Genomic DNA, 12849 nt, shown 5'->3' with positions numbered 1-12849 from the left:
CTGACGAAACCCTTGTTTTGCAGTATGGTTTGTTGCGTCGGTCGTGACTTTCAAGCGGCGGGCGCGCCGCAACGTTTAATGTGTGGGAGGTACCTCGGATGGACTTCGTCACTTCCGAAGACGGGACCCCGATTGCATTTGAGCGCAGCGGAAGCGGTCCCCCTTTGGTTTTGGTTCACGGCTCTACGGCAGATCACACGCGCTGGGCAGGCATTCTGCCGGAACTTGAGAGCCGGTTCACGGTCCTTGCGATGGATCGCCGGGGCCGAGGGGATAGCGGTGACGCCGCGATCTACTCCCTGGAGCGGGAATATGAGGATGTGTCTGCTGTCATTGAGGCCGCGGGTCGCGACGTCTGTCTTCTCGGCCATTCATTCGGAGCGTTATGTGCGATGGAAGCCGCGCTCCGCGCCGACAACCTCAAACAACTCGTACTTTACGAGCCCGCGTTTCCCGTCGGAGGAAATCCGCTCTATCCGCCCGATCTGCCCGATCGCCTGAATGCGATTTTGAATACTGGGGATCGCGATGCGATGCTGGTCGCCTTTTTCAAGGAAGCGGTCGGCGCACCGGATGCGCAAATCGAGGCGCTTCGCGCAGACCCCTCCTGGGCTGGTCGCGTCGCGGCTGCCCATACTGCGCTGCGTGAACTGGCGGATGGAGATTACGTGTTTGAGCCAGACCGATTCCATCCCATGACAGTCCCGACTTTGTTGCTGGTGGGGGAAAACAGCCCCAAAGAACTCACCGCTCCGGCCAAAGCGCTTAACGATGCACTTCCGGACAGTTTCATTGTCACGTTGAAGGGCCAGGGACATGTCGCAATGACAACCGCACCGCGGTTGTTTCTGGATCCCGTATTGGAGTTTCTGGCGCCCTGAACTGACCGGGCAGAACAAGTGCTTGCCCCAGTGACGGCATTGCAAAAGCGCATCCCCCACCCCCGAGAATAAGGGGCCGAGCCTTGCGGCCCGGCCCCTTGCACCGTTTCTGGAGCCCTTCAGCTCTTTACGGAATCGCCGTTCTCCTTCTGCGCTTCCCCGGCGAAAGGGACCCAAATGGCTCCGCTACAACCTGAAATGCGTAGTTCCTACAGGCTTATTCCACGGCGCCGATCGACCAGAAATTGGTCTCGCCCGAGCTGTCGTCGACACCGTCATTGTCGGTCACGACCCAGCCGATGCCGTCCGCATCGATGGCAAAGCCCTCGACCTTGTCGAGCACATAGCCGTTGAGCGCTTCAAGATCGGGAATGAAATCGCGAACCTCTTGCTTGCTGACCACCGGCAATTCCCCACCGATCTCGGCACCGACCAGTTCAGCCACCGGCACCCGGTAGAGCTTTTTGAGCTGGGCGTTGCCCGCGATCTGGTTGTCGCGTTCGACGATATAGGCGTAATCGCCATTGATCGTGATTTCCGAAAGCCCCACCCAGGCGCCTTCGGCCGGGGTTTCGAGCGGATAATGCACGGCACCCCATTCACCAGTCGAAGGCTTATAGGAAACCAGCTTGGTCATGCCTTCGGGATCGTCGCCCCATTCGCGCTGGATGGCGATCCACAGCACCATGTCCTCGCCCTCACCGAGCGGGGAAATGCCTTCGGCACCGAAGCGGATTTCATTGGCCAGCAGCGCCTCGGGGAACGATACTTCCTCGACGATCGCGCCTTCTCCATCCACGCGATAAAGCATATGCGGAATGTCGCGGTCCGTCCGGCCTTCCGAGGCCAGCCAGAACCCGCCTTCACCGTCAAGCGTGATGCCTTCGAGATCGAGCGCTTCGGCCACCGCGCCATCACGGGTCACCAACATTGCCTCGGTAATCATCGCCGGGCTCTGCGTCGCATCAATCGTATAGATGGTCGGCATGATCGAAAGATAGCTGTCGTTGACCGCATAGAGCTTGCCGACTTCATCGGCATCGGCGACCAGTCCTGAAAGCGCCACCCAGCCGATCGGGGTGCCGTCTTCGTTCATTGCCGACATGATCTGCGGATAATCGGGCGCCTCAACGTCCTGGCGCTCGAAGATCATCACGTGAGCGGGCGCCAGCCCGTCAGCGGAAAGATCGGTCTCGTTGGCCGTGACATAGAGGTTGCGCGAGGGAATGGCCAGCGCGCCTTCCGGGCCGACCCCCGAGGGGACCGACTGGATATATTCGGGCTCACCGCCCGTATCGCGATAGACGGCGACCAGCGAGGAACGTTCCTGATTGACGAAGATCAGGGTTTCATCGTCCCAGAAGCCCACTTCCATGCCTTCGGGCTCGACGCCCTTGGCGTCCGAACGCCCCTCGGGATAGTGGCCCAGCTGTGCGGCGATATATTCCATCGAGGGGCCGCTCTCATAGAGCTCGGTGCCGTCCTTGTGGAAAATCGTAAAGCCGCGCGCCCCACCTTCATAATCGCCCTCATTGGCGATTACGAACCGGTCCTCGTCCAGCCACTGCACGGCGTCGGGCTCACGCAGGCGAGCCTGCTGGCTTCCGGTGAACGAAAGCTGGCCGTCTTCTTCGGTATCGATGCCTTCAAGATCGACCGACCCGGCCGAAAAATGGCTGATGACTTCGCCGCTATCGCCGTTGATGACCACGATGTGGTTGTTTTCCTGCAGCGTGACGACAAGTTCGTTGGCGCTGTTGAAATCGGTATATTCGGGCTCGGCATCCTCACCGGCGATATCGGCAAGCCCGGAAATGTCGGTCACCCGCAGGCTCGAACAATCGGGCGTGCCCTCGGCAACGTCGAGAAAGGTCACATTACCGCTCGGAAGCTGCGGGATCACGCCGTCGTTGAAATCCTCGTCGCGCTGGTTTTCCATCGAAATGGCGATCAGCGATCCGTTTCCATTGCGGGCGATGGCGTCGGGCTGGCCGCCCAGATCGCACATGCTGTCCACTTCGAGCGTTTCGATGTCCACGACGGCCAGATACCCTGTCGGCGCGGTGAAATCCTCCGTCGTATCGACGCTGACCAGCGCCTTGCCGCCGATCACCGAAACCGAAGTCGGCCCGCCATCGAGTTCCACGAACCCGCCCGGCTGCGGATTGGCCACGTCGGTGATATCGATAAAGCCGATGCCGCCAACCAGCGCGTTGGAATAAACCAGAATCATGCCGTCTTCGGTGGCCGTGATGATCTCGGCCGAATTTTCTTCAGCTTCGATATCGGGCGTATTGAGCGCCACCGGAAAGCTGGCGATACGGTTGAAATATTGCGCCTGCGCCGGCACGGCCGCGCTGGCGAGCAACCCTGCGGCGAGCGCCGCGAGCAAGGTCGGTTTGGTCATTGCAATCCCCTGATGCGTGAAAACCACGCCGGGGTCTTAGGCCCGCTCGACAACACTTCTGTGACAACGACAAACCGGCCCGTGCATATACTTTTGCCCTTATCCCACCTATATTGCCGGGAGAACAAAAAGAGATTCGTCAACCTGTATGTCAGCCGTCCCGCCCCATCGCCCGCAAGGCCCCATCACCTCCCAGTTCGCCTCACGCGAGCCGGCCTATCTTGCCGGGCTCAACGCCGAACAACGCGATGCGGTCGAAACCACCGAGGGCCCCCTGCTCGTTCTTGCCGGCGCCGGCACCGGCAAGACCCGCGTCCTGACCACCCGCATCGCCCATATCCTTGCCACGCGAAAGGCCCGTGGCGCCGAAATCCTCGCCGTGACCTTCACCAACAAGGCCGCGCGCGAGATGAAGGAGCGCATCGGCAAGCTGGTCGGCGCCTCGGTCGAGGGCATGCCCTGGCTCGGCACTTTCCACTCCATCGGCGCGCGCCTGATCCGCCGCCACGCCGAACTGGTCGGCCTGCGCCCCGATTTCACGATCCTCGACACCGACGACCAGATTCGCCTCATCAAGCAATTGCTCGCCGCCGAAAACATCGACGAAAAGCGCTGGCCCGCCCGCCAGTTCGCCGGCATGCTCGACAATTGGAAAAACCGCGGCCTGCTCCCCAAGGACATCTCCCCCGCCGATGCGGGGTTCTTCGCCAATGGCATGGGCCAGAAGCTCTACAAGGACTATCAGGCCCGGCTCAAGATTTTGAACGCCGCCGATTTCGGCGATCTCCTCCTCGAAGGTATCCGCCTGTTCAAGGAGAACCCCGAAATCCTCGCCCAGTATCACGACCGCTTCCGCTACATGCTGGTCGATGAATACCAGGATTCCAACACCGCCCAATATATGTGGCTGCGCCTTCTCGCCCAGTCCCGTGATGGGGTTAACAGCTCGAACATTTGCGTTGTGGGCGATGACGACCAGTCGATCTATGGCTGGCGCGGCGCCGAGGTCGACAACATCCTGCGCTTCGAAAAGGATTTTCCCGGCGCCAGGATCATCAAGCTCGAGCGCAACTACCGCTCGACCTCCAACATCCTCTCCGCCGCCTCCCACCTGATCGCCAACAACGAATCCCGCCTGGGCAAAACGCTGCAGACCGATGTTGGCGAAGAAGGTGAGAAACTCTCCGTAACCTCTGTCTGGGACTCAGAAGAAGAGGCCCGCCAGATCGGCGAGGAGATCGAACAATACCAGCGCCAGGGCGACCCGCTCGACGACATGGCCATCCTCGTGCGCGCCTCGTTCCAGATGCGCGAATTCGAAGAACGCTTCATTACCCTCGGCCTCAATTACCGCGTCATCGGCGGCCCGCGCTTTTACGAGCGCAAGGAAATCCGCGACGCGCTGGCCTATCTGCGCGTCGTCGCCCAGCCCGCCGACGATCTCGCGCTTGAGCGCATCGTCAATGTCCCCAAGCGCGGGCTTGGCGATGCCACCTTGCAGATCGTCCACGACACCGCCCGCGCCGCCCAAATCCCCCTTCTGGCCGCCATCCGCGAGCTGATCGAAACCGAGGAATTAAAGCCCAAGCAGCGCTCGACCTTCCGCGAACTGGTCCGCCAGATCGACGATTGGGCGCTCCGCCTGCGCACCATCCCCCACTACGAGCTCGCCGAACAGATTCTCGATGAATCCGGCTATACCGCCATGTGGCAGAACGACAAATCCGCCGACGCTCCCGGAAGGCTCGAAAACCTCAAGGAACTCATCCGCTCCATGGAGGAGTTCGAAAACCTCGGCGGCTTTCTCGAACACATCGCCCTCGTCATGGACCGCGATTCCGGCGAAGGCGGCGATGCGGTGTCGATAATGACCCTGCACTCGGCCAAGGGCCTCGAATTCAACACGGTCTTCCTCCCCGGCTGGGAAGAGGGCCTGTTCCCCCACCAGCGCTCGCTCGATGAATCCGGCCTCGCCGGTCTCGAGGAAGAACGCCGCCTTGCCTATGTCGGCATCACCCGCGCCCGCAAGCGCTGCCGCATTTCCCTCGCCCAGAACCGCCGCATCCACGGCCTGTGGCAATCCGCCATCCCCTCGCGCTTCCTCGACGAGCTCCCCGCCCAGGTGGTCGAGGTTACCGACACCGGCTCGTCCTACGGCGGCTACACCTATGGCGGCCGCGCCGCGACCCGCTTCGACAACCGCGATCCCTTCGAATCCGTCTATGAAACCCCCGGCTGGCAACGCGCCCAGCGCCAGCAATCGGCCCGCAAGGGCCCCGGCCCCATCACCATAGACGGCGACCTCATCGCCCGCTCCTCGGGCCCCTCGGCTGCCTACGGCGTCGGCGAACGCGTCTTCCATCTCAAATTCGGCTACGGCACCGTCACCGCCGCCGAAGGCAACAAGCTCTCGATCGACTTCGAAAAAGCCGGTCCCAAGAAGGTGCTCGACAGCTTCGTGAAACGGGGATAGCGGCCCGTCCGCGCCCTTTCCGACATTTCTCTTTGACATCGATCAACACGCGGAACCGCCGGCCCAAGCAAAGTGTTTTGTCTGCATACACTTCAGCCCAGCGGAGTTCCCCCATGTCAGACCTTCATCCCGGTATTGCCACAGCAAATCCAGACGCCTTCCGCGTCAACGACCACGAGGATTACGATTCCGGCGAAGGCCCCATGTCGGTCTCCCAGGCCGCCGAACTGCTCTGCCTCTCCCAGCGCGCCGAGGAACCCGATGCCTACGCCGACGATCTCACCAGCATCGAAGCGGCAAACCGCATCAGGCTGCTCAAACGCAAGCTCGACGGATAACCCTTCCCGGCTTCCCCGTCGGAAAAAAAGCCCGCCCCGAACCCGATCGGTGGTGGGCCTTTTTGTTTCCTGCACAACAAGCGGCGCGAACACCTTTGCGCTAAACGCAACCTTTACCCGCCGATGCCAATCTGGACTCCGATTTGGGGAGCGGCCGAGAACGGCGTCGATGAAGAACATACTTCTGCACGAACCCTCAGTGCCAGCCGGCAACCGCGATCGGGAGCCCGATACGCTGGGCCTTTACGAGCAGGCCGCATCGATCGTGCCCATGGGCGCGTTTTCGTGCGATCTCGCCAGCGAAGCGCTCAGTTGGACCGGCGGCGTGTTCGACATGTTCGGCCTCTCGGGCACACGGGCTCCCGAACGCCAGATCGCGGTCGACATGTACACCGAGGCCTCCCGCGAATTGCTCGGCCGCAAGCGCTCGCACGCCATCGCGACCTGCTCTGCCTTTTCGCTCGATGCGCAGATCATCCGCCCCGACGGCGCCGAGCGCTGGATACGGATCAACGCCGCCGTGCGCAGCGTCAACGGCCGGGCCGAAACCCTCTACGGCATGAAGCTCGACATAACCGAGGACCGTGCCCGCTGGGAAGTCCTGCGCGCCCTGGCCGAATGCGATCCCCTGACTGGAATTGCCAACCGCGCCCGGTTCCAGCGTTTCCTCGATAACCCCGCCGACGAGCCGGCCCCCGTTCGCGTCGGCGCGCTCATCCTGTTCGATCTCGACGGCTTCAAGCAGATCAACGACCGCTGGGGCCACGCCGCGGGCGATGCCTGCCTTGTCGCGTTCGGCAGGCGCTTGCGGCGCGCCTTCCCGCAGGCAATTCTGGTCTCGCGCATCGGCGGCGACGAATTTGCGGTCCTGCTCCCGCCGGTCGGATCGCCTGCCAGCGTCGAACGCGACCTGCGCTTGCTGACCCAAAGCCTTCTCGGCCCCGTCCCGTGGAACGGCGATCTGCTGCCCATCGGCGCTTCGGTCGGCATCGCCTTCGCCTCGCGCACCACCGAGCTCGACCCGCACCAATTGTTCGTCACAGCCGACCGGCAGCTTTACGCCGCCAAGAAGGCCGCCTCCGCCCCGCGCGTTTGCGGCTGACGCCAAACCCCTACCGCTCCCGCCCGGAACGTGGCAAACAACGCCCATGAGCACCCTCACCACAATCGGCTTTGACGCCGACGACACGCTTTGGGAAAACGAGCACTTCTTCAGGCTCACCGAGGCCCATTTTTCCGAACTGCTGGCCGATTATGCCGAGCCCGAAATCCTCGCCACCCGCCTGCTCGAAGCCGAAAAGCGCAACCTTGCCCATTACGGTTTCGGCATAAAGGGCTTCACCCTGTCCATGATCGAAACCGCCATCGAGATCACCGACGGCAAGGTGCCCGGCGACATCATCGGCCGCATCGTCGCCGCTGGCCGCGAAATGCTCAGCCACCCGGTCAACACCCTGCCCCACGTCCACGAGACGCTTGAGGCCCTGGCCCCCGGCCACACCCTGGTCCTGATCACCAAGGGCGACCTGTTCGATCAGGAGCGCAAGCTGGCCCAGTCCGGCCTTGGCGATTTTTTCGATGCCGTCGAGATCGTCTCCGACAAATCCCCCACAACCTACGCCACCGCCTTCGCCCGCCACGGCGATGGCCCCGACCGCGCCATGATGGTGGGAAATTCCCTGCGCTCAGACGTCCTCCCCGCCATAAAAGCCGGCGGCTGGGGCACCTACGTCCCCCACACCCTCACCTGGGACTACGAACGCGCCGAAGAACCCGACAACCTCCCCCGCTTCACCAAAATCGAAACATTGGCGGAGCTTGGGCCCCTGCTGGAGCGGCTGAAAGGCTAGGCTGTGGTGACGATTTAATGTTTTGAGATTCCCACATCGCGGCAAATCAGATTCAACGCTGACCTTTGGACATTGCCCCAGCTCCTCGCGCCGGGGTTCTGCAATGTCTACCAGCTCTTGCTTTGGCACCATTTCATTCGGTGAGACAAGGGCTTGCGAAGAATGAATTGGCATCGCTGAATGTCAGCCTGCCAAAGCGCACAACTCAACTAAGCGCTGAGGGGCGCGTTCGTTTCCGATCGCGACGAGCTTGGCGCAACACCTGAAAAAAGGCGGCACTTCGCAACGTCAAGACAAGGACAATGAGACTGACGAACGGCCAACTGAGCGGATTGGGTTGCGGGACGGCACGATGATAATCGACAAAGTGCATGAACAAGAAATAGCCGGCATGAACCGCCATCAGCGCCCACAGTACATACGCACCCCGTTGTACGAATTTCCAGATGGGGCCGCCAAGGAACCGCACCGCCCGATCGCTGGACGTCAACATAAGAGCCAGCCCATAGAAAAACGCGACAATTCCGATCAAGTTGGCCAGACCAAAACCATGCTGTACCATGACATATCGGCCCAGCGTCGGATGGAAAGCCAGGCCAAATATGCCGAGGATATCCCAGGTAACCCAACCAGCCAAAATGATAACGATGTGTATCATCGCCAAAAATATGGCATATATTCCCCACTCGCGCCTGAAAATCACAAATCGAGTGAAAATTGGCCACAGTCGACTCGCAGGACCAAGTGCCATAGTTAGCGTCAACAAAATGAATGATGCATCCGCGGTTGCTCTATTCCATCGATGCATCGGATCCCAACGGCCATGCACCTCAGAAAACAGATAAATCAGCACCCCGGAGAGAATGATCGTCAGGAAGTGGCGCCAAATTGCGCGACGGATAGAAAAAAGATCTAGAACTTGCATTTTTTACATGCGCCTCTGAGCGTGCCCTGAAGCATTGCAGGCACGTTATTGCATAGAAATTTGAGGTTCTTTTCGATGTTCATTATAATGAACATCGAACTTGTCTTGGTGAAACGAAATAGCTCTCTAGCAGAGAGGAATGGCTGGGCTGGCGAGCCAAACGTCCGCTAGAGCGTGTCCAGATAAAGTGGATGCCACTTTATCGGTTCGGACACGCGACAAAACAAAGGTTTAGAGACAAGGATTTGATTCAATCAAATCCTGAACGGCTCTAGCCGATGCGTTATCGCAATTCCAACCAGTCGCGCATTTCAAAGATTGCGCGCTCCTGGGTGTCGCCGATCTCCAGGGCAAGTTCCTTGACCCATTCATCTTCGGCATATTCGAGCGCCGCATTGGCCAGATCGAGTGCGCCCTGATGGTGCGGTATCGTTCCGCAAATGAAGGCGACATCGAAGTCCTCGGCCATCATGTCGTTGTGCATATCGCCCATGTAGGCCATGTGATCGGCGTTCTCCAGACAGACGTCAGGAAGACCCGAAGCACTGACGGCCTCGGCACCCATGCTCATACCGCCCATGGACATGCTGCCCATATTGGAATGATCCATGCCTTGGGCTCGAGCCAACGAAGCTGGTCCAGCGAAAAGAGGAGCGAGGCTTGAAGTTTTCAAAGGTTTCATTGGTATTCTCTAGTTTGAAATCAGACGGGTATGATCCTTCAAACCAAGCGCTTCGGAGGCGGAGCCGGTACTCGGGGCGTTTCTCCACTCATGTGCGGAGCAGGGCAAGCTTTGACCAGCCCGTCCAGCCACCCCAGGAGCATCGATCGCTGTGCTGGTGCGGGTAGCAGGCAGCACGCGGTAGTTGCACACTCGCCATGTGGTGTGCCGACGCCTTTCTCAACACCATGCTGATGAGCAACCGTGCCGTATCCATCTGACGACTTTGCGGAACTCATCGCCGCGGATGCGACAAGTAGGCTCAGTAAGACGAGAAATGGCAACAGTATCAATTTCGTAAACTGGGGCATTAATCGTTCACATCTTCTACAGTCGGGGCTTCCGCAATGCCCCGGTCCGGGTGGATCTGGTCGACCCGATTCACAATGCTACAGAAGGTAGCCACCATATAGGGACGAATTGCGGCAGTGACCGGTCGAGCGACATGCCCTTTCTCGTGGCGAGTGTTCCTGCGTCTATTCGTTGTGGCGTGGGTCGCCGTTTTCGCCTTACCCCTTGATCGGAATCCAGATTTCCAGCCCGCCGCGTCCGGTCTTGGCGTCGAATTTTTCGTCGTAAAGCTCGAACATCGGCGCGTCGCCATCGGCCTGGTCGGCGCTGACGGGCATGTACTGGCTCCAGATCGCATTCATCGTGTGCCGCAATTCCGAAATATGCCCTTTATGCACAAAGGCGAGGTAAGGCCGGGCATCGAGGTCGATGACCTCAAGTTCGGCGGGCACATCGCGCGGCGTGTCGACCGCCACACCGCACGTGTAGCGGAACGTGCCTTCGGCCTCGTTGAACCCGTCGCACACGCCATACCAGAGGCCCTTTCGCTCCCCCAGCGTGCCCTCGAAGGGCTGGAACGCAACCCATTGCGCGGGAATGCCGCCAACCTCGCGATATTTGTACCGCCGGCTCAACCCGACGATGGTCAGCTTGCCACCCCGCTCGCGCCGCGGTTCTTCCAGTTCGATTGTATTTTCGTTTGCTCTGTCCATTCTGATAGGCTCCACAAGCAGGGTTTGATCCACCGCACCTCCACCCCGCACCGTCTCGGGCGTTACGCCGAACCGGTCGCGAAAGGCGCGGGTAAAGGCTTCGTGGGACCCGTATCCCGCTTCGAGCGCCACATCGAGTATGCTGGGCGCCCCCGCCGCGAGCTGCCGGGCCGCTTCGGTCAGCCGCCGGCCCCGCAGATAGTCCATGACCGGATATCCGGTTGCCGCCGCAAAGCCGCGGCACATATGGAACCGCGATACCCCGCAGGCGGCGGCGATTTCATCGAGCCCAACCCCGTTGCGGAAATTGCTCTCGATATACCAGATCACCTTGCCCACGAACCGCACGGACATATCCCCTGATGCCTTTACCGCCCCACCATTGCGCCAACCATGATCCCCCGGCTTGACAGCGCTTGCGCTTTTCACCCGGGCCGGCGAAATGCCTGCGGCACCCGCCTCCGCTTTCCCGGCGAAAGCCGGGATCCATCGGCGCTGCCAGCGCCTCCGGCCTCTGGTTCATGCCGCGGCAACCTGCCCGGCCAGCACCGCAATCGCTTCGGCCCGCACCCCGGCCGCCTAAAGCCCGATACCGCCCACCGGCTCGGTCTCGAACCTGTTGTCGAACCCGGCAATCAGCGGTCGCGCCTGGGCGATGGCGTCCTGCACCGCCGTCAACTCCAGCGACGCCTTGTGGCTGTCGGGATTGTCCCACACCTCGGTCACCCAGATGCCGTCCTTGTGCTCATTGCACCGCGCAACGATATAGCTGTGGCACCCCGGCATGCGCCCGCCGGCGCTTGCCTTGAGTATCGCCATCAATTCCTCGCGCCGCCCCTCCGTCGCGATCATCCGTCCGATCAATCCATACATCTTTCCTCCAGACCCCGGCACTGGCGAACGCGTGCCCTCACGCCGCCGGGTGAACAACACTCGCGCACCCTGCCCCCAATGGCAAATTTCCATGGGCTTCGAATATTTTTCAATTTAGAACAAACATGGAACGAAATATCGCTCAAGTCCATAGCTTTTATCGCCAATGTTGACTTATCGGTGTGCCCGTTTCACAACCCGCGCCAGTCCAGCGAAAGTGACGCCAATGCCCCAGGATCAGATCTCCACCCCCCTCACAAAGGACCAGGCCTACGCCCTTGTCGACGCCGTGATGGACCGCGACGATCTGGCCCTCACCGCCTCGGCCCACGAGAACGAGGACACCGGCGAATGGGTGTTTCAGGCCACCTGCGACAGCCCGCCCGACCTCGCCGCCTTTGAAGCGCTGGCCCGCGAAATTCTCGGCGGCGATGTCGGCTTTGCCATTGATTCAATTGATGAAAATACAGATTGGGTGTCGCGCTCGCTCGACGGTCTCAAGCCCGTCACGGCAGGCGGTTTCTACGTCTATGGCAGCCACGAGACCGGCGCGCTGCCGCGCGGCCTCATCCCCATTCGCATCGACGCCGCCCAGGCTTTCGGCACGGGCCATCATGAAACGACGACCGGCTGCCTTGAAGCCATCGAGCGTGTCCTCAAGCGCAAGAAACCCATGCGCCCCATAGACGTGGGCACCGGAACCGGCATCCTCGCCATCGCCGTCGCCAAACGCCGCAAGATCCCGGTCATCGCCTCCGACATCGACCCCCTCGCCGTCCGCATCACCCACGAAAACGCCCGCATCAACGGCGTCTCGCACATGATCGTCGCCGTTGATGCCGCCGGTCTCGACCACACGACCATCCGCGGCAACGCGCCCTACGACCTCATCATCGCCAACATCCTGGCCGGCCCGCTGGTGGAGCTTTCCCCCGATATCGGCCGCATCGCCGGTCGCGGTGCCGCCATCATTCTCTCGGGCCTGCTCAACACCCAGGCGCAGCGCGTCGTCGCCGCCTACAACCGCCAGGGCATGGTCCTCAAAGACCGCATTGTGCGCAAGGACTGGACGACCTTGATCCTTGAAAAAGCATAACAAAAAGCCCCGGCGGCTGGCGGGCCGTAGGGGCTCATGCTTACGGTAGGCTGGGGGGCCGTTCAGCCCCATGCGACTCTATTCGGCCGCGCCCTTCTTGGACGTGCCGAAGTCACACCCGTAAATCCGCGTATAGCGATCGACCTGACGAGCCGCTTCACGGCTGCGGGCTTCGATCATGGCATCGAGTGCCTTGCGGAAGAAGCTCTTGTCTTCAACCATGTCATCTCTCCTTGGTTGGCAAATTGGGGTAACCTTTGCCCTCGAGACAATAGATAGAG

At 60.9% G+C, this 12849-nt stretch carries 12 protein-coding genes; 6 read left to right on the top strand and 6 right to left on the bottom strand.

Annotation, left to right across the window (positions count from 1 at the left end):
- The first annotated feature begins 98 nt into the window (after positions 1-98).
- Positions 99-881 (top strand): alpha/beta fold hydrolase, encoded by a 783-nt coding sequence (locus tag ACP148_RS05065; protein ID WP_421951528.1) that lies wholly within the window; start codon positions 99-101, stop codon positions 879-881.
- A gap of 217 nt (positions 882-1098) precedes the next feature.
- On the opposite strand, the gene ACP148_RS05060 is transcribed toward ACP148_RS05065, so the two are convergent.
- Positions 1099-3288 (bottom strand): esterase-like activity of phytase family protein, encoded by a 2190-nt coding sequence (locus tag ACP148_RS05060; protein WP_421951527.1) that lies wholly within the window; start codon positions 3286-3288, stop codon positions 1099-1101.
- Between the two features lie 148 nt (positions 3289-3436).
- On the opposite strand from ACP148_RS05060, the gene ACP148_RS05055 reads away from it, so the two are divergent.
- The 4 genes from ACP148_RS05055 (at position 3437) to ACP148_RS05040 (ending at position 7949) form a co-directional block, all read left to right on the top strand.
- A complete protein-coding gene (locus ACP148_RS05055) occupies positions 3437-5761 on the top strand; it encodes an ATP-dependent helicase (protein ID WP_421951526.1) in 2325 nt (774 codons plus the stop codon).
- Between the two features lie 113 nt (positions 5762-5874).
- Positions 5875-6099 carry a DUF3072 domain-containing protein gene (locus ACP148_RS05050; protein ID WP_421951525.1) on the top strand — a complete coding sequence of 75 codons (225 nt, stop codon included), beginning with the start codon at positions 5875-5877 and terminating at the stop codon, positions 6097-6099.
- Positions 6100-6268: 169 nt separating this feature from the next.
- Entirely contained in the window at positions 6269-7201 is a 933-nt protein-coding gene (locus ACP148_RS05045) for a GGDEF domain-containing protein (protein WP_421951524.1), read from the top strand.
- A gap of 46 nt (positions 7202-7247) precedes the next feature.
- Entirely contained in the window at positions 7248-7949 is a 702-nt protein-coding gene (locus ACP148_RS05040) for an HAD family hydrolase (protein WP_421951523.1), read from the top strand.
- Positions 7950-8154: 205 nt separating this feature from the next.
- Here the strand turns inward: ACP148_RS05040 and ACP148_RS05035 are convergent, their stop codons facing one another.
- The 4 genes from ACP148_RS05035 to ACP148_RS05020 all read right to left on the bottom strand — a co-directional run bounded on the left by ACP148_RS05035 (position 8155) and on the right by ACP148_RS05020 (position 11472).
- The gene (locus ACP148_RS05035; RefSeq protein ID WP_421951522.1) at positions 8155-8874 is read right to left on the bottom strand and encodes a hypothetical protein; all 720 of its coding nucleotides are present in this window, start codon (positions 8872-8874) and stop codon (positions 8155-8157) included.
- A gap of 283 nt (positions 8875-9157) precedes the next feature.
- Positions 9158-9484, bottom strand: a complete 327-nt coding sequence (locus ACP148_RS05030) for a DUF305 domain-containing protein (protein ID WP_421951521.1) — start codon at positions 9482-9484, stop codon at positions 9158-9160.
- Between the two features lie 620 nt (positions 9485-10104).
- Complete coding sequence (locus ACP148_RS05025) at positions 10105-10953, bottom strand: AraC family transcriptional regulator (protein WP_421951520.1); 849 nt, start codon at positions 10951-10953, stop codon at positions 10105-10107.
- 225 nt (positions 10954-11178) lie between these two features.
- Positions 11179-11472, bottom strand: coding sequence for a putative quinol monooxygenase (locus tag ACP148_RS05020; RefSeq protein ID WP_421951519.1), 294 nt, complete (start codon positions 11470-11472; stop codon positions 11179-11181).
- Between the two features lie 226 nt (positions 11473-11698).
- Here ACP148_RS05020 and ACP148_RS05015 point away from each other — a divergent pair, with 226 nt between their 5' ends.
- Positions 11699-12568: a 50S ribosomal protein L11 methyltransferase gene (locus ACP148_RS05015; protein WP_421951518.1), complete on the top strand. Its 870-nt coding sequence runs from the start codon at positions 11699-11701 to the stop codon at positions 12566-12568.
- Positions 12569-12646: 78 nt separating this feature from the next.
- Here the strand turns inward: ACP148_RS05015 and ACP148_RS05010 are convergent, their stop codons facing one another.
- Positions 12647-12790 carry a hypothetical protein gene (locus ACP148_RS05010; protein WP_014131140.1) on the bottom strand — a complete coding sequence of 48 codons (144 nt, stop codon included), beginning with the start codon at positions 12788-12790 and terminating at the stop codon, positions 12647-12649.
- Between the last annotated feature and the right edge of the window lie 59 nt (positions 12791-12849).

Origin of the sequence: Pelagibacterium sp. (genome assembly GCF_965249125.1) — a bacterium.
Lineage (GTDB): Bacteria > Pseudomonadota > Alphaproteobacteria > Rhizobiales > Devosiaceae > Pelagibacterium.
The sequence above is the reverse complement of the archived record's forward strand: the minus strand, read 5'-3'. Positions and strand labels throughout refer to the sequence as shown.

Coding starts and splice junctions, on each gene's coding strand:
- ACP148_RS05065 (WP_421951528.1), top strand. CDS start 99: ATGGACTTCGTCACTTCCGAAGACGGGACCCCGATTGCATTTGAGCGC.
- ACP148_RS05060 (WP_421951527.1), bottom strand. CDS start 3,288: ATGACCAAACCGACCTTGCTCGCGGCGCTCGCCGCAGGGTTGCTCGCC.
- ACP148_RS05055 (WP_421951526.1), top strand. CDS start 3,437: ATGTCAGCCGTCCCGCCCCATCGCCCGCAAGGCCCCATCACCTCCCAG.
- ACP148_RS05050 (WP_421951525.1), top strand. CDS start 5,875: ATGTCAGACCTTCATCCCGGTATTGCCACAGCAAATCCAGACGCCTTC.
- ACP148_RS05045 (WP_421951524.1), top strand. CDS start 6,269: ATGAAGAACATACTTCTGCACGAACCCTCAGTGCCAGCCGGCAACCGC.
- ACP148_RS05040 (WP_421951523.1), top strand. CDS start 7,248: ATGAGCACCCTCACCACAATCGGCTTTGACGCCGACGACACGCTTTGG.
- ACP148_RS05035 (WP_421951522.1), bottom strand. CDS start 8,874: ATGCAAGTTCTAGATCTTTTTTCTATCCGTCGCGCAATTTGGCGCCAC.
- ACP148_RS05030 (WP_421951521.1), bottom strand. CDS start 9,484: ATGGATCATTCCAATATGGGCAGCATGTCCATGGGCGGTATGAGCATG.
- ACP148_RS05025 (WP_421951520.1), bottom strand. CDS start 10,953: ATGTCCGTGCGGTTCGTGGGCAAGGTGATCTGGTATATCGAGAGCAAT.
- ACP148_RS05020 (WP_421951519.1), bottom strand. CDS start 11,472: ATGTATGGATTGATCGGACGGATGATCGCGACGGAGGGGCGGCGCGAG.
- ACP148_RS05015 (WP_421951518.1), top strand. CDS start 11,699: ATGCCCCAGGATCAGATCTCCACCCCCCTCACAAAGGACCAGGCCTAC.
- ACP148_RS05010 (WP_014131140.1), bottom strand. CDS start 12,790: ATGGTTGAAGACAAGAGCTTCTTCCGCAAGGCACTCGATGCCATGATC.